This is a genomic window from Phenylobacterium sp., from assembly GCF_030651185.1.
GTDB lineage: Bacteria > Pseudomonadota > Alphaproteobacteria > Caulobacterales > Caulobacteraceae > Phenylobacterium.
In genome coordinates this window covers 33,319-49,060 of record NZ_JAUSCJ010000041.1, presented here as the reverse complement: position 1 = coordinate 49,060, position 15,742 = coordinate 33,319, and the positions used below count along the sequence as shown (strand labels likewise).

Genomic DNA, 15,742 nt, shown 5'->3' with positions numbered 1-15,742 from the left:
GAATCGGCCTACGGAGCGCTCCGGAATATTCCGTCCGAGAGCGGACGAATATGGGTTATCTATTTGTTATTAAAATACAATTTGGCAACATCACGATGTTACGTGACCAGTTGACGAGCTCCGCCGTGCGGACCTAGCGTCAACTCAAGGGGTCCCCCGATGAGGCTCCGCAGGGATGGCGTCCGGCCACCGGACGTTCTTGGGAGGATGACATGACTCAGCGACTGATGCTGTCGGCGACCGCGCTCGCCCTGGTTCTGGGCTTGCCGCAGGTGGCGCTCGCCCAAGAGGCCAAGGGCAGTCTGGTCGACGAACTGATCGTCACCGCCCAGAAACGGGAGGAGTCGGTCCAGGACGTGCCGATCGCGGTTTCAGCCTTCAGCGAGCAGGCGCTCAAGGCCCAGGGCATCGACGGCGCGGGCAATCTTGTTCAGTCGGTGCCCAACCTGACCTTCACCCGTCGCGCCCTACGCACCAACTTCCAGATCCGCGGGGTGGGGGCTCAGCTGGTGTCCCTGTCGGGCGATGACGGGGTGGGCATCCACGAGAACAACGTGCCCCTCACCGCCAACCGCATCGCCGACGCCGAGTTCTACGATGTGGAGCGGGTGGAGGTGCTGCGCGGCCCGCAGGGCACCCTCTACGGCCGCAACGCCACCGGCGGGGTGGTGAACATCATCTCCAACAAGCCCAATGACCAGCGCAGCGGCTCGCTGACGGCGGAGTTCGGGAACTACAACTCCTTGAAGTATCAGGGCTACATCAACCTTCCCCTGGGGGAGAAGTTCGCCCTGCGCGCCGCCGGCTTCGCCCTCCAGCGGGACGGCTACACCACCAACAGCCTGAACGGCCAGGACATCGACAGCCGCGACATCTGGGCCGGCCGGGTGACCCTGTCCTTCAATCCCACCGACAACCTGCGGAGCTTCCTGCTGTGGGAGAGTTTCGCCGAGGACGATAGTCGCGGCGCGCGCAAGCAGCTCTGCGTCAAGGATCCCGGACCCACCTCGGTGCTCGGCGTGGCGACCGGCGCGGCCAAGGCGGGGTTGACCCAGGGCTGCCTGGCGGCCTCTGTCTATGACCCGAACGCCTACGGAACCACCAATCAGCTCTCCACCTTCTCCGGCATCATCGCCCGCCAGATCGGCCTGCAGCCGCTGGACTCCTTCCTGGGCAAGAGCATCTCCCGCGACCTGCGGGAGGTGGAGGTGGTGGGTCAGCCGATCTATCGGCCCCGCACTGACCTCTACGAGTTAAATGTGGAATGGGACCTGACGCCCGGCCTGACCTTCACCTCGCTCACCAGCTATAACGAGAACGAGAACTATTCCCGCGGCGACTCCACGGGCGGCTATTCCTCCGTGGCCTTCGGGGTCACCCCCTTCTCGCCGGGCGGCGTCCTCAACGATCCTCAGTTCGGCGCCACCGACCGGCTGCAGAGTGAGTCCGGCGGGGTCGGCCACAACGAGCAGGTGACCCAGGAACTGCGTCTGCAGTCGAACTTCGACGGCCCGCTGAACTTCAATGTCGGCGGCATCTATCTCGACTATGACGCCATGAGCATCACCTATGTCGCCACCAATGCGGCGACGGCGGCGCTGAGGGTTCTGGTCCCCAGCGGCTACATCGATCCGCTGCGGGAGCCCGACTTCACGGGACACAACTATTTCGTCAGTCGGACCGAGTACAAACTCAAGTCCAAGGCCGTGTTTGGTGAGGTCTACTGGCAAGCCACCGACACCCTGCGGGCCACCCTTGGCCTACGCTACACCGACGACAAGAAGTGGACCCGGGGCTCCGGCTCGACCCTGTTCACCCCGGGCCGCGGCCCGGTCTACACCGCCGAGCAGACGGTGCAGTTCAAGGAGACCACGGGCCGGTTCAATGTCGACTGGAAGCCCGACCTGCCCTTCACCGACGACACCCTGGTCTATGCCTCCTATTCGAAAGGCTACAAGGGCGGTGGCTTCAATCCTCCCGGCGTCGTGGCCCTGGGCCTCAACGCCAGCTATGCGCCGGAGTTCGTCAACGCCCTGGAGGTCGGGGTGAAGAACACCCTGATGGATGGCCAGCTGCTGCTGAACCTGACGGCGTTTTCCTATGACTATAAGGGCTACCAGATCGGCCGCAGCGTGAACCGGTCAGTCTACAACGAGAACATCGACGCCAAGATCAAGGGGCTCGAACTGGAGACCGTCTGGAGCCCGGTCGAGAACCTGAAGCTCAACGCCAATATCGGCTACCTCGACACTCAGGTCGAGCAGGGTGTGGTGGTCGACACCTTTGACCGCACGCGCGGCGACAGCACCTACATCTACGGCAACTCCACCAGCGGCGGCTGTGTGGTGCGGGCGACTGGCGTGGCGGCGATCCTGGCCGTTCCCGGCGGGGCCGCGACCCTGGCCAACCGGGTCTGCTCCGGTCCCGCCTCGGTGACGGCGGGTCTGGTGGCGGCGGGCAATACCCCGGCCGCGGCGGCGGCCCTGTCAGCGGGGATGTACAGCTACGGCTCCAACGTCTCGCTCTACACCAGCGGGGCCGGCGAGGGGGTGCGCCAGAACCTGAAGGGCAACGAGCTGCCCAATGCGCCGAAATGGACGATGTCGCTCGGCGCGCAATACAGGTGGGAGCTGGAGAATGGCTGGAACGTCACCCTGCGGGGCGACTACTACCGCCAGACCGAGAGCTTCATGCGCTACAACAACGCCGCCTTCGACCGCATCCAGGCCTGGGACAACCTCAACGCCAGCCTGATCGTCACCAATCCGGACATCGACCTGACGTTCCAGATGTTTGTGAAGAACGCCATGGATGAGGACACCATCGTCGGCTTTGACATCGCCGACGAGAACCTGGGCTCGACCCGCAGCCTCTTCCTGCTCGATCCCCGCATCTACGGGATCGCGATCACCAAGGGGTTCTAGGCGGCGGGGCGGTGCGCTAAGCGGGGCCATGCGCATCGCCCTCACCACCCTCGTCGTCGCCGACTATGACGACGCCCTCGACTTCTACGTCCACGGCCTCGGCTTCACCCTCGCGCAAGACACCGACATGGGCGGCGGCAAGCGCTGGGTGGTGGTGACGCCGTCTGGGGGCGGGGCGGGCCTGCTGCTGGCCCAGGCCTCCGGCGCGGCCCAGGTGGCCAGCGTCGGCCACCAGACCGGCGGCCGGGTGATGGGCTTCCTGCACACCGACGACTTCGCCCGCGACCACGCCCGGATGACGGCCGCCGGCGTCACCTTCCTCGAGGCGCCCCGCGCCGAGCCCTACGGAACCGTGGTGGTGTTCCAGGATCTCTACGGCAACCGCTGGGACCTGATCGAACCGAACCTCTGAGTCCTTCTCCCGCAAGGGGAGAAGGATCACTCGTCATATCTGCACCACCGTCTCATCATGCCGCGGCAGCCGCCCCCGCAGCGACATGGTCCCATGCAGCCGCGCCACACAGTGGCTGGCGGTCTTCTCGAACAGGAATGGGAAGACGGCGTGGATCACGCAGGCCATCCCTGCCGCGATCAGGGTTACGCCGAATCCGGCCGCGGCCCCCATGTGCTCGCCATAGGTCTCGCCGACCTGATGCGGGTGTCTGGTGAAGGTCTCGATCATGGCTGGCCCCTGCTTGTGAAGACAGGATGCGTCGCGTCCTAGAGAGGGTCATTGTCGATTTCGCTGACAAACTCGGACATAAGAGAAAAATATTCTCTCCAATGGACATTTCACATGAGCGATGGTCTCGATCCGATCGACCGCCGTATCCTGCGGGAGCTGCAGGCCGACGCCACCCTCTCCATCGCCGACCTGGCCCAGATCGTCGGCCTGTCCCAGACGCCCTGCTGGAAGCGGGTGAAGCGCCTCACCGACGAGGGCGTCATCGAGCGCCGGGTCGCCCTGCTGGACCGCGAGAAGCTGGACCTCGGCCTGGTGGTCTTCGTCTCCATCCGCACCGCCCGCCATGACGAGGCCTGGCTGGCGGCCTTCGCCAAGGGCGCCTCGGCCCTGCCCGAGGTCGTCGAGTTCTACCGGATGAGCGGCGAGACCGACTATCTGCTCAAGGTCGTGGTTCGCGACATCGGCGCCTATGACCGCTTCTACAAGCGCCTGATCGCCACGGCCGAACTGGGCGACGTCTCCTCCTCCTTCGCCATGGAGCAGATCAAGTTCACCACGGCGCTGCCGCTGTAACTTACGCCGTCATCCCGGACGGCCGATAGGCCGATCCGGGACCCAGGGGCGGTGCGCACGGCCCCTGGGTCCCGGCTCTTCGCTGCGCTACGGCCGGGATGACGACGTGGGTTTTGGCTGCGACTTGACCCTGCATAGTCCCGTGCCTACCTTTGTCCCGTCGACAATACGCCTCGAAAGGAGGGTTTCGCCATGACTGTGCTCATCCCGACCTCCCTTCGCCGCGCCGCCGACCGGGTATCCTGATACCTTAGATTTCCTCCGTCGGCCGGGCGCTCAGACGTCCCTTTCGATCGACGGATCATCCCATTGCTCAAGTCCTATGGTTGGAGCGAAAAGCTCCAGAGCCAATTCCAAGCCTATGCCGACCGTGGCCTCGTCCCCGGCCGGGTCACCGTGCAGCAGCGCGGCCTCTATCGCCTCGCCACCGAGGGCGGCGACCTCGCCGCCGAACTGTCGGGCAAGCTCGCCCATGAGGCCAGCGAGGGCGGCTATCCCGTGGCCGGCGACTGGGTGGCCTGCGCTGCGCGGCCCGCCGAGGGGGCGGCCACCATCCACGCTGTCCTGCCGCGCTCCAGCGTCTTCGTTCGCAAGGCCTCCGGCCCCAATGTCGCGCCCCAAACGGTGGCGGCCAATGTCGACATCGCCCTGCTGACCGCCTCCCTCAACGCCGACCTCAGCCTGCGCCGGCTGGAGCGCTACCTCGCCGTGGCCTGGGAAAGCGGCGCCCAGCCGGTGGTGGTGCTCACCAAGGCCGACGCCTGCGAGGACGTCGAGCGCCTCGTCGCCGAGGTGGAATCCATCGCCTTCGGCTGCCCGGTCCACGCCGTCTCGGCGGTGACGGGCCAGGGGCTTGAGGCCCTGGCCGCCCTGCTGGGTCCCGGCCAGACCGCCGTCCTGCTGGGCTCGTCGGGGGTGGGCAAGTCCACCCTGGTCAATGCCCTGGCCGGCCAGGCCTTGATGGCCACCCAGGGCATCATCGAGGAGGGGGCGCGGGGCCGCCACACCACCACCCACCGCGAGCTGATCCTGCTGCCCTCGGGCGGCTTGGTGCTGGACACGCCGGGCATGCGGGAACTGGGGCTGTGGGACAATGAGGCCGGCGTCGCCGCGGCCTTCGGCGACATCGAGGCCCTGGCCGCTCGGTGCCGCTTCGGCGACTGCGCCCACCGCACCGAGCCCGGTTGCGCGGTCCGCGCCGCCCTTGAGGACGGGACGCTGGATCCCGACCGCTGGAAGAGCTTCGGCAAGCTGCAGCGGGAACTCGCCCACCTCGACCTGAAGGACGACCCCCTGGCCCGCGCCGAGGTCCGTCGCGTCTGGATCGGCCGCCACAAGGCCGCCCGCGCCCACATGAAGCACAAGCGCGGAGGGCTGGAGTGACTTCCGCCCCGGTGACAGGGAACCGCGAAGGGCCCGGATAGCCCGACACGGGGCGTCAGCCCGCGCTACCCGCCTTTGGGGAGGCTCCGAAAAGGCTGACGATTCGTCGCAAGGCGCTGATTCCGTGGGCGGCCGCCCGATTTCTTGCGTAGTCTGTCGCGCGAGCGACGGACAGAGTCCGACGCTCGCGTTTTACTTGCGGTGATAGTCAACCGCGTGGGGCCGCGGGCTGCATGAGCGACGACAACACCGATGGGCGCGCCGTCTCCGAGATGCGGCACCGGATGGCCAACACCTTCCAGCTGATGTCGGCGCTTGGCCGGATGCGCAGCCAGCGGGCGGGCGATCTCGAGGCGCGCCGCCAACTGCTTTGGATGGCTGACGCCATCGGCTCCCTGGGCGCCCTGGAGCGTCACCGAACCCCACAGGGCGTCGATTTCACCGCCTATCTTGTCGAGATGGCCCCCGTCTGGCGGCGGCGGCATTCCGCGCGCCAGGCCGAGGTGCGCGTCAGCGCCATCCCGCTCATCGCGCCGGACACCGCGGCCTCGACCCTGGCCCTGATCGCCCAGGAACTGGTGGGCAACGCCCTGGCCCACGGCTATCCCGGCGACCTTCCGGGCCGGGTGGAGATCAGCCTGACCCAGGGGGCCGACGGCCGCCACGACCTGACGGTGACCGACGATGGCCAGGGCTTTGATCCGGCCAAGGCCCGCGAGCGGTTCGGACTGTGGTTCGTCCGCAGCCTGGCCGCCCAGGTGCGCGGCGAGTTCACCCTGACCTCGCAGCCGAGCTGCACGGCGAAACTGATCTTCTCGCTCTAGAAATTCGTCCCGGGCAGCAGGCGTTCATAGTTGCGCCGCACGACGCCGTAGCACTCGCAGGTCATGGCCTCGAGCCCGGGCCGGTCGATGATATCCACGATCCCCCGCCGGTAGCGGATGTAGTCCCGCTTCTGCAGAGCGCGCGCCACGGCTGTCACCGTGGTGCGCTGCACGCCGAGCATGTCGGCCAGGAACTCCTGGGTCAGGGCCACGGTGTTGGTGGAGATGCGGTCGTGACAGGTGAGCAGCCAGCGGCAGAAGCGCGCCTCGACGGAATGCAGGGCGTTGCAGGCCACCGACTGGATGGCGTGGCCAAACAGGGCCTCGGTGTGCTTGTCCACGAGTTTGCGGATGGCCGGGCTCTTCTCCCAGGCCTCGTGCAGCTGGTCCGCGCTGATGCGGACGGCGCGGCAGGGGGTCTGGACGATGGCCCGCGACAGCGACTGGCGCGGCGACACCGCGGCCATCAGGCCCAGGGCGCCCTCGGGGCCGATGGTGGCGCTTTCGATGGCCGCCCCGTTCTCCATCAGGGTCATCAGGGAAATGACCCCATCGAGGGGAAAATAGACCGTGTCGATGGGATCGCCCGGGTCATAGAGCAGGCGCCCGCGCTCCAGGTCGATGGGCGTGAGATAGGGCCAGACAAGCCCGTGGTCGGCCGAAGGCAGGGCGGTGAGCAGACGGTTTTGCAAGGAGGGGAGTAGCCTTTGCATGGGGAATGGAAACGTCCCCGAACAGCGAAGGTTGCAAGTTATCGAGGCGCTTCGCCCCGGACTGTCGAGGACTCGACACAAATCTGAAACCTAGGCAGCAAAATCAAAATGCCGATCGCCAGTGAAGATTCCCGAGATCGCGCTCAACATTGACGTCTATCGCAGAGGTCGTGGATTTCGGGTTTCTTGAGTTGTTTAAGAAGCTTTGAGGCCCCGTCTCTGAGCTTTCTGTTGCCTTGAAAATCCCCATCTTGGGGACAACGCGGGGCCGGGTTGAAAAATAGAAAGCCCCGCCGTTCGGGACGGCGGGGCGAAACCTCACGGCGCGGGCGGATCTAGTGGAAATTCACGCTGGTCGAGCTACCGACGCTGGGCGTTGTGTGGGTGGCGTTGGCCTTGGCGATCTCCCAGACGAACTTCACCGGCCCGCCTTCGCTGATCCAGACCTGGGCGTCGTCGCAGTCCAGGCACAGCATGGTCAGCTTCGGGTCGTCCTTGCCGTCCGGGTACCAGGCCGCGACCACGGCGTTCCAGTACTTGTTGATGCGGTCGGTGTCGTGCTGCAGCGTCAGCTGACCGCCGATACAGGCCTGGAAGTCCCTCTGCTGGTGCACGAACATCGCGGTCTTGCCTTCGGCGATCTCGCGCGCCAGGTCGGTGTCGGTGCGGGTGAAGAACCAGAGCTGGTTGGTCTTGCGCTCGACGAAGGCGGTCATCGGCTGGGTGTGGTGCGCCGCGCCGCCGGTGACGCCGAGCATGCCGGTATTGTGCTTCTCGATCTCATCCCACAGCCGGCGTTCGGCGTCGGTGCGCAGGTCGGTGCTCATGGGGGGCTCCTGGGCTAGAGTTTTCGTTGGTGACTCAACCCGAGACCGGGGGTTGTTGTTCCGACCGTCTCGCGGTGCCCATGTCCCCATCCGACTTGACTTTCCCGGGAACATAAGAAGAACTTCTCGGGCGGCTTTTTGGGGGGTGGGCGTGTCGGCGGGTTGGGCGGTGGTGTTCTTCTTTGCGTTGCTGGCGGCCGGTGGCGTCGTCAGCCTTCTTGGCGCGGCCGCGATACAGAAGGTCCTTGGCGTCGTGTTCGATCGTATGGCCGCCAAAGAACAGCCCCCCGGGCGGCCTCATCGACCGGGCAGTGGGGCGTTGGAAAGCCAGATGAAGGCGCTTGCCCGCCCGACCTTGCTGCTGCTTCCCACCGAAGCGCCTGCCTTCTCCAAGCTCGGCGGCGCGCCCGACCTTGGCGACGGCGCGACCTGGCCCACCTCGACCGTGACCCATCGCTTCCCTAGGCGCGAAGTCACCACCCCGATGGGGTTCGTCGCCCAGCTGGACCTGGCCGAGGTCCGCGCGGCCGGCGGTCCGGATTGGCTGCCGAACCAGGGCCGCCTCTACTTCTTCGCCGAGCCTTGGATGGGCGCTGTCGTCCACGACCCGATGCCCGACGACGCTCAGCCGCGCATCGCGGTTCCCGCCTCGCCCAAAGGCTTTCCCCTCGCCGAGCGCCAAGTCGTGATGAGCCCAGCCATCTCCTATCCCGACCTTGAATGGATGGTGGACGATCTTCACGAACCGGAGATGGATGAGGAGGTTCTCGAACGGTTGGCGGAATTTCCCGCCGCACATATGCCGAGCCCAGAACATCGGATCGGCGGTCATGCTTCGGCGATCCAGGGTTTGAACATGGAGTTTGAGTGCGAGCAGATGCTCGCCACACTGGAAGGTCGCGAGCCCACCCTGACCCGGCCGAGCGAATCCGATTGGCGCCTGCTGCTACAGGTGGACACCGACGCCGATCTAAAGGCCCAGTGGGGCGACGGCGGCCGGCTCTACTACTGGATCCGCGAGGCCGACGCCCGCGACGGCGACTTCTCGAAGATCCAGATGATCGGCCAGTCCTACTAGCGCAAGGCGAACCGCCCCGCCTCGATCCCTTCCCGCAGGGCCGCCGCGAGATCGGCGGGGGCCACGGCGCTTGTGTCCACGGCATGACCCGCGTCCTCCGCCGCGAACAGGCGGTAGAGCGCCACATAGGGCGCGTAGTCCGCGATCGGGTCGTTCGTCCGCGTGCGGCCCCGCTCGGCGGCGATGGCCTGGCCGGGGATCAGCACGATGAAGTCCAACGCCACCCCCGCCGACCGCGCCCCATCGACGAAGACCTGTTTCACCCAGTCGGTGATGATCCCGTCAGCGATCACCTCATAGCCGCCCTGGGCATAGGTCACGGCGCTCGCCACCATGGCGGCGGCCACCACCTGATTCTGGCCGTGCGACTCCGGTGTCCAGGGCGCCAGCCAGCCCTTGCGAATGCTGCGGTAGAAGAAATCGGTCTCCAGATGGATGGCGGTCGGGCCCGGCGCGTTGGCGCACAGCAGGGGCGCCACCGTGGTCTTGCCGGCGCCCGGCGGCCCGGTCAGCAGGATGATGCGCCCCGGCATGGGTCTCTCTCGCGATGGACAGTCCGGCGGTGATGGTCTCTGATCCACATAACGACGGTCAAGCTGAAGACCGTGAACCAGGGAGGCCGACATGGCCGACGGCGCACGCATCGCTGCGGAGGCCCGCGACCGGGCCTATTCCACCCCGCTTGAGGACTTCCACGTCGGCGACCCGGAGCTGTTCCGCACCGATACCCACTGGCCGTGGTTCGAGCGCCTGCGCGCCGAGGACCCGGTCCACCACTGCAAGGCCAGCGCCTTCGGCCCCTACTGGTCGGTGACGAAGTTCGACGACATCGTCGCCGTCGACGGCGACCACAACACCTTCTCCTCGTCCGCCGAGAACGGCGGCATCGCGCTGGGCGACTCCTTCGAGGACCCCGCCGGCGCCAGCTTCATCAGCCAGGACAGCCCACGCCACGAGGCCCAACGCAAGGTGGTGGCCCCGATGTTCACCTCCGGCGCCATGGCGGCCATGGAGCCGCTGATCCGCAGCCGGGCGGCCGCCATCCTCGACGAGTTGCCCCGCGGCGAGACCTTCGACTTCGTCGACCGCGTCTCCGTCGAGCTCACCGCCCAGATGCTGGCCACCCTGATGGACTTCCCCTTCGAGGAGCGCCGCCTGCTGCCCCGGGCCTCGGACCTGCTGCTGGCCGCCCCCATTCTCGGCGGCGGCTCGCCGGCCGGGGAGCCGGCCCGCCAGGCCGAGCTGATGGCCACCTTCGGCCGGCTGGTGGGCATCTTCGCCGAGCGCGCCGCGTCGCCCCGCAACGATGACCTGATCTCCATGCTGGCCCACGACCCGGCCACCAACGGCGGCGGCGACCCCTACAAGTTCGTCGGCAACCTGGTGCTGCTGATCGTCGCCGGCAGCGACACCACCCGCCACTCCATCACCGGCGGCCTGCTGGCGCTGAACGAGAACCCCGAGCAGTACGCCAAGCTGCGCGCCGATCCCGGCCTGATCGGCGCCATGATTCCCGAGATCATCCGTTATCAGAGCCCCGTGGCCCACATGCGACGCACGGCGATGGCCGACGCTACGATCGGCGGCAAGACCATCCGCAAGGGCGAGAAGGTGGTCATGTGGTACGTCTCGGGCAACCGCGACAGTACGGCGATCGCTGATCCCGACGCCTTCATCATCGACCGCGAGCGGCCCCGCCAGCACGTCGCCTTCGGCTTCGGCGTCCACCGCTGCGTCGGTCAGCGCCTGGCCGAGATGCAGCTGCGCGTGGTCTGGGAGGAGATGATGAAGCGCTTCCCCTTCATCGAGGTGATGGGCGAGCCCCGCCGCCTGACCTCCAACTTCGTGAAGGGCTATGAGTACCTGCCCGTGCGAATTCCAAACTGAGGAATCTAAGAGTTCAGTATTCGCTAATTGGGGGCAATTGAGTTCCGATTGTGTCCCAATATGTCGCCAAGCCGACAAATATATCCTAAATCGAAGGAAACAAATCATCGGCCATAGGTTGTGTGAGCGCACAAGGATTCTGGCTCATGCCACGAGGGCGCGTTCTATTCGTCGATGACAACTTCATCTGCAGTTTCGAAAACTGCGAATTTCTGCGCCAGGAAGGCTTCAGCGTCTTGCCGGTCTACAATGCCCCGGCGGCCTTCGAGCACCTCAACCGCCATCAGATCCTGTCCGCCCTGGTCACCGACATCGATCTGGGGCCGGGGGAGGACGGCTTCGCCGTGGCGCGCTGGGCGCGGGCCGCCTATCCCGACCTGCCGGTGGTGTTCATCTCGGGCACGGCCTCCGGGCGGCATGCCGCCGAGGGCGTCGGGGGGTCAGAGTTCGTAGGCAAGCCGTGCAGCCCGCAGCAGGTCGCCGACGCGCTCAGCCGGGTCATGCATGCCCAAGCCGCATAAGGACTTTGTCTGGGGCGCCGCCCTGTTCATGGGCCTCGCCGGCTTCGCCCTCGCCGCCGCCATAGCCTGGTCGGCGACCGGCTCTATCGCTTTGAACTAGAGCCTTCAGGACCGTCTCAGTCCTTCGGCGCCTTCTCGGCGGCCGCGGCGGCTTTCTTCTCGGCCTTGGCGGCGGCCTTCTGGGCGTCCTTGGCGGCCTTGGCCTTGTCGCGTTCCATCCGCTCGAAGCTGTAGTTGGGTGTCCGCGCCATTGTGGGCCGCTCTCCTGCAAGTCAGTCGCCTATCTGGCGTATCGCACCCCGCGCCGCAAGCGTGACGGTTCGAAGCGGGCATGACTTACAGCGTCACCTCACCCCGGAACATCGGCGCGCAGCCGCCGCCCACCGTAGCCCGCACCCCGTCCGGGGTCCGCCGCGCGGCGGCCTTCAGCACGCTGGGGCGTCCCATCTCCACCCCCTGGCTGATAGTGAAGGCGGCCTGGTCGACGCCGGCCAGGGACACCAGCAGGGCCGCCAGGGTCGCATTGGCGCTGCCGGTGGCCGGGTCCTCATAGGTCCCCGACAGGGGGGCGAACATGCGGGCGCGGATGTCCTGGCCGTCGCGGGCGTAGATCAGCAGGGAGTAGCGCCCGGCCAGGTCGGGGCGATCGGCCTCGGCTCGGCGGAACGCCGCCACGTCGGGTTCGGCGCGGCTTAGCGCATCCCCGGTCACCTCGGCGAGGATGAAGGGCACGCCCACCGTGGCCAGCACCGGGGTGTGGGTGGCGGTCACCAGGTCGCCCGGACCGATGCCGGCGCAGGCGGACACCTCCTCGATGGGAATCTCCGCCCCGACGGTCAGGGCCTGGGGCGCGGCGATCACGGCGCCCTTGGCGGCGCCCGTCGCATCGCGGTCGATATCCACCTTCACCAGCCCGGCGATCATCTCAAGGGTCAGGGGACCCTCATGCCCCAGGCTCGCCAGCACATAGCCGGTGCCGATGCTGGGGTGCCCGGCGAAGGGCATCTCGCCGCTGCGGTGGAAGATCCGCACCCGGGCGGTGTTGGCCGGATCGGCCGGCGGCAGGATGAAGGTGGTCTCCGACAGGTTCATCTCCCCGGCCAGGGACAGCATCTGAGCGTCGCTCATCCCGCGGGCGTCGGTGAACACCGCGAGCGGATTGCCGCCGAACATACGGTCGGTGAACACGTCCAGGGTGACGAAGGCGTAGGTGGGCATGGCTCTTTCCAGTGCAGCTTGCGACGATGCCTTGCCACGAATTAGCCAGTTGGCAAAGTCCCAAAGACGACGCCTGGGCGCCCATCTTCCACACCCGCCTCGCAGCCCTCAAGTCTCGCCGCGCCCGCGCCTGTTTCCCCGTTCCGCCGCCGCTGGTAACACTGGAGGTGAGAAATTCAGGAAACGCCCATGCCCAACGTCTCCCGCCGCGCCCTGCTCGCCCTGTCGGCCGCCGCCCCCCTGGCCCTGCCGGCCATCGCCCGCGCCGCCAGCCCCGCCGATGCGAAGTTCGAAACCCTGGCCAAGGGCTGGGTCGACGCCTCCCTGCGGCTCTCGCCGGTCAGCGCCACCCAGATCGGCGACCACCGCTTCGACGACCTGATCGACGACATGGGCCCGGCCGGTCGCGCCGCGGTCGTCAAGCTGGCGACCGAGACGCTTGCCGCGCTGCAGGCCACACCCCGCGCCGAGCTTTCCCGCGCCAACCAGGTGGACGCCGCCATCCTGGAGAACCAGGTCCGCAGCGACCTCTGGACGATCCAGACCCTGCAGCCCTACGCCTGGGACCCGCTGACCTGGAACGCCGTGGCCGGCGGCGCCCTCTACAACCTCACGGCCCGTGAGTTCGCCCCCCTCGAGGTTCGCCTGCGCAGCGCCACCGCGCGGATGGAAAAGCTGCCGGCCCTGCTGGCCCAGGCCCGCGCCGACCTCGTCCCGGCCCGCGTGCCGAAGATCCACGCCGACACCGTGGTGGGCCAGAACAAGGGCCTCCACTCCCTGGTGGACGGCATTGTCGAGGGTGGCGCCAAGCTGCCCCCCGCCGACCGCGCCCGCCTGGAGGCCGCCGCCAGGGCCTGCAAGGCCGGCATCGACGCGCATCAGAAATGGCTGGAGACCGTGCTGGCCCCCGCCGCCAGGGGCGAGTTCCGCCTAGGCGCCGAGCTCTACGACGCCAAGCTGGCCTTCGCGCTCAACTCTCCCCTCAGCCGCGCCGAGATCAAGGCCCGGGCGCTGGCCGAAATGACCTCGCTGCGGGCGACCATGTACTCCATCTCGGCCAGGTTCCTGGCCGGCAAGCCCGCCGCCCCGCCGACCCCGGCCAACCCCACCGACGCCCAGTGTCAGGCCGCCATCGAGGCGGCGCTGGAATACGCCTACGCCAAGAAGCCCGCGCGCGACAAACTGGTGGAGGCCGCCGAGGCCACCCTGGTGGAGGCCACCGCCTTCGTTCGCGCCAGGAACATCGTCACCGTCCCCAGCGATCCGGTGAAGATCGGCCTGGTGCCGGAGTTCCAGCGCGGCGTCGCCGTGGCCTATTGCGACGCGCCTGGTCCCCTCGATAAGGGCCAGCAGACCTACTACAAGATCTCGCCCATCCCCGACGACTGGACCGACGCCCAGGCCGACAGTTTCCTGCGCGAATACAACCTTCTGGGCATCCAGGAGGTCACCGTCCACGAGGCCATGCCCGGCCACTACCTGCAACTGGCCCACGCCAACGCCTATCCGTCCGTGCTCCGCGCCGTGCTGTCCTCAGGGCCGTTCGTGGAGGGCTGGGCCTGCTATGCGCAGGACGTCATGGCCGACGAGGGGTATCTCGGCGGCGACCCCCTCTACCTGCTGGTTCACCTGAAACTCCAGCTGCGGGTCTGCGCCAACGCCCTGCTGGACCAGGCCGTCCACGTCGACAACATCAGCCGCGACGAGGCCATGAAGCTGATGACCGTCCAGGCCTTCCAGCAGGAACGCGAGGCCGCCGGCAAATGGGTCCGCGCCCAGCTCAGCCAGGCCCAGCTGCCCACCTATTTCGTCGGCTGGGAGGAGCACAAGGCCCTGCGCAAACAGGCGCAAGCCAAGTGGGGCAAGAGCTTCACCCTGAAACGCTACCACGACGGCATCCTCTCCTTCGGCTCGCCCCCGGCCCGGTTCGCGGGGCAACTGCTGTTCGATTTGCCGATCGCCTAGGTCTTTTCCTCCCTTGTGAACGGGGGAGGAAAGCGTTCTTGCGTTCCCCGAGGGGAGCCGCGCCTCACTGCCGCCAACGCGACAAATCAAAACCGAGGCGACACCCGATGAAGGCCATCCAGACCGTCCACCCCACCGGCCTCGACACCCTGCGCTACGCCGACATCGCCGAGGCCAAACCGCCGGGCCCCGGCGAGATCAGCGTCCGCCTGCGGGCCAGCTCGCTGAACTATCACGACTACATGGTGGTGCTGGGCGCCATCCCGACGCCCGAGGGCCGCATCCCCATGTCCGACGGGGCCGGCGAGGTGACGGCGGTCGGCGAGGGGGTGAGGGGCTTCGCCGTCGGCGACCTGGTGGTCTCCACCTTCTTCCCGGCCTGGCTGGACGGCGTCGACGCGCCGGACGGCGGCTTCTCCGGCGTGCCCGGCGACGGCGCCGATGGTTATGCCCGCGAGCAGGTCACCGCCGCGGCCACCTCCTTCACCCACGCGCCGGCGGGCTGGACCGCGGCGGAGGCCGCCACCATCACCTGCGCCGGGGTCACCGCCTGGCGCGGCCTGGTGGCCGACGGGGGCTTGAAGGGCGGCGACACCGTGCTGGTCCAGGGCACCGGCGGGGTCTCCATCTACGGTCTGCAGATCGCCAAGGCCTTCGGCTGCACCGTCATCGCCACCTCCTCCTCCGACGAGAAGCTGGAGCGTCTGAAGGCGCTGGGGGCCGACCACTTGATCAACTACAAGTCCGAGCCCGCCTGGGGCGCGGCGGCGGCCAAGCTCACCGGCGGCCGCGGCGTCGACCACATCCTGGAGATCGGCGGTTCAGGCACCCTGCCGGAGTCCATCACCGCCACCCGCAACGGCGGCCACATCGCCCTGATCGGCGTCCTGGCGGGCTATGCCGGTCCGGTCCCCACCGTCGCCATTATGGGCAAGCAGCTGAAGGTCCAGGGCCTGACGGTCGGCAGCCGCCGCCACCAGCTCGACATGGTCCGCGCCATCGACGTCGCCGGCTACCGCCCCGTCCTCGACAAGCACTTCCCGCTCGCCAACCTGGCCGACGCCTTCCGCCACCAGGCCTCGAACACCCACTTCGGCAAGATCGTGGTGGATATCTGAGAGGGGTGAATCTCAGCGCTCCGGCG

Annotated in this window: 16 protein-coding genes; 10 read left to right on the top strand and 6 right to left on the bottom strand. The window is 67.5% G+C overall.

The annotated features are described in order from the left end of the window. The first annotated feature begins 212 nt into the window (after positions 1 to 212). Both Q7J39_RS19610 and Q7J39_RS19605 read left to right on the top strand, forming a co-directional pair. Entirely contained in the window at positions 213 to 2,924 is a 2,712-nt protein-coding gene (locus tag Q7J39_RS19610) for a TonB-dependent receptor (protein WP_304829422.1), read from the top strand. A 28-nt stretch (positions 2,925 to 2,952) separates the two neighbouring features. Next, on the top strand, positions 2,953 to 3,336 hold the full coding sequence (locus Q7J39_RS19605) for a VOC family protein (RefSeq protein WP_304829419.1): 384 nt from the start codon (positions 2,953 to 2,955) through the stop codon (positions 3,334 to 3,336). 33 nt (positions 3,337 to 3,369) lie between these two features. On the opposite strand, the gene Q7J39_RS19600 is transcribed toward Q7J39_RS19605, so the two are convergent. Beyond that, entirely contained in the window at positions 3,370 to 3,606 is a 237-nt protein-coding gene (locus Q7J39_RS19600; protein ID WP_304829415.1) for a DUF6356 family protein, read from the bottom strand. Positions 3,607 to 3,720: 114 nt separating this feature from the next. On the opposite strand from Q7J39_RS19600, the gene Q7J39_RS19595 reads away from it, so the two are divergent. From Q7J39_RS19595 to Q7J39_RS19585, 3 genes are all read left to right on the top strand, one after another. Further along, the gene (locus tag Q7J39_RS19595) at positions 3,721 to 4,182 is read left to right on the top strand and encodes an Lrp/AsnC family transcriptional regulator (protein ID WP_304829412.1); all 462 of its coding nucleotides are present in this window, start codon (positions 3,721 to 3,723) and stop codon (positions 4,180 to 4,182) included. A 309-nt stretch (positions 4,183 to 4,491) separates the two neighbouring features. Beyond that, on the top strand, positions 4,492 to 5,565 hold the full coding sequence (rsgA, locus tag Q7J39_RS19590; RefSeq protein ID WP_304829409.1) for a ribosome small subunit-dependent GTPase A: 1,074 nt from the start codon (positions 4,492 to 4,494) through the stop codon (positions 5,563 to 5,565). 233 nt (positions 5,566 to 5,798) lie between these two features. Beyond that, positions 5,799 to 6,389: a sensor histidine kinase gene (locus tag Q7J39_RS19585; RefSeq protein ID WP_304829406.1), complete on the top strand. Its 591-nt coding sequence runs from the start codon at positions 5,799 to 5,801 to the stop codon at positions 6,387 to 6,389. On the opposite strand, the gene Q7J39_RS19580 is transcribed toward Q7J39_RS19585, so the two are convergent. Both Q7J39_RS19580 and Q7J39_RS19575 read right to left on the bottom strand, forming a co-directional pair. Beyond that, entirely contained in the window at positions 6,386 to 7,081 is a 696-nt protein-coding gene (locus Q7J39_RS19580; RefSeq protein WP_304829404.1) for a Crp/Fnr family transcriptional regulator, read from the bottom strand. The genes Q7J39_RS19585 and Q7J39_RS19580 overlap by 4 nt on opposite strands. A gap of 356 nt (positions 7,082 to 7,437) precedes the next feature. Continuing rightward, positions 7,438 to 7,929 (bottom strand): pyridoxamine 5'-phosphate oxidase family protein, encoded by a 492-nt coding sequence (locus Q7J39_RS19575; RefSeq protein ID WP_304829401.1) that lies wholly within the window; start codon positions 7,927 to 7,929, stop codon positions 7,438 to 7,440. A gap of 151 nt (positions 7,930 to 8,080) precedes the next feature. Here Q7J39_RS19575 and Q7J39_RS19570 point away from each other — a divergent pair, with 151 nt between their 5' ends. After that, a complete protein-coding gene (locus Q7J39_RS19570) occupies positions 8,081 to 9,007 on the top strand; it encodes a YwqG family protein (protein ID WP_304829398.1) in 927 nt (308 codons plus the stop codon). Here the strand turns inward: Q7J39_RS19570 and Q7J39_RS19565 are convergent. Further along, entirely contained in the window at positions 9,004 to 9,633 is a 630-nt protein-coding gene (locus Q7J39_RS19565) for an AAA family ATPase (RefSeq protein WP_304829395.1), read from the bottom strand. The two genes, Q7J39_RS19570 and Q7J39_RS19565, sit on opposite strands and share 4 nt — an antisense overlap. Here Q7J39_RS19565 and Q7J39_RS19560 point away from each other — a divergent pair. Together Q7J39_RS19560 and Q7J39_RS19555 are read left to right on the top strand one after the other, a co-directional pair. Further along, on the top strand, positions 9,632 to 10,894 hold the full coding sequence (locus Q7J39_RS19560; protein ID WP_304829392.1) for a cytochrome P450: 1,263 nt from the start codon (positions 9,632 to 9,634) through the stop codon (positions 10,892 to 10,894). The two genes, Q7J39_RS19565 and Q7J39_RS19560, sit on opposite strands and share 2 nt — an antisense overlap. 146 nt (positions 10,895 to 11,040) lie before the next feature. Beyond that, positions 11,041 to 11,415: a response regulator gene (locus Q7J39_RS19555; protein WP_304829389.1), complete on the top strand. Its 375-nt coding sequence runs from the start codon at positions 11,041 to 11,043 to the stop codon at positions 11,413 to 11,415. Positions 11,416 to 11,531: 116 nt separating this feature from the next. On the opposite strand, the gene Q7J39_RS19550 is transcribed toward Q7J39_RS19555, so the two are convergent. Both Q7J39_RS19550 and Q7J39_RS19545 read right to left on the bottom strand, forming a co-directional pair. Continuing rightward, positions 11,532 to 11,666 carry a hypothetical protein gene (locus tag Q7J39_RS19550; RefSeq protein ID WP_304829386.1) on the bottom strand — a complete coding sequence of 45 codons (135 nt, stop codon included), beginning with the start codon at positions 11,664 to 11,666 and terminating at the stop codon, positions 11,532 to 11,534. Positions 11,667 to 11,751: 85 nt separating this feature from the next. Further along, the gene (locus tag Q7J39_RS19545; RefSeq protein WP_304829383.1) at positions 11,752 to 12,633 is read right to left on the bottom strand and encodes a PhzF family phenazine biosynthesis protein; all 882 of its coding nucleotides are present in this window, start codon (positions 12,631 to 12,633) and stop codon (positions 11,752 to 11,754) included. A 189-nt stretch (positions 12,634 to 12,822) separates the two neighbouring features. On the opposite strand from Q7J39_RS19545, the gene Q7J39_RS19540 reads away from it, so the two are divergent. Together Q7J39_RS19540 and Q7J39_RS19535 are read left to right on the top strand one after the other, a co-directional pair. Continuing rightward, a complete protein-coding gene (locus Q7J39_RS19540; protein WP_304829380.1) occupies positions 12,823 to 14,598 on the top strand; it encodes a DUF885 domain-containing protein in 1,776 nt (591 codons plus the stop codon). 107 nt (positions 14,599 to 14,705) lie between these two features. Continuing rightward, positions 14,706 to 15,716 (top strand): NAD(P)-dependent alcohol dehydrogenase, encoded by a 1,011-nt coding sequence (locus Q7J39_RS19535; protein ID WP_304829377.1) that lies wholly within the window; start codon positions 14,706 to 14,708, stop codon positions 15,714 to 15,716. Positions 15,717 to 15,742: the final 26 nt, after the last annotated feature.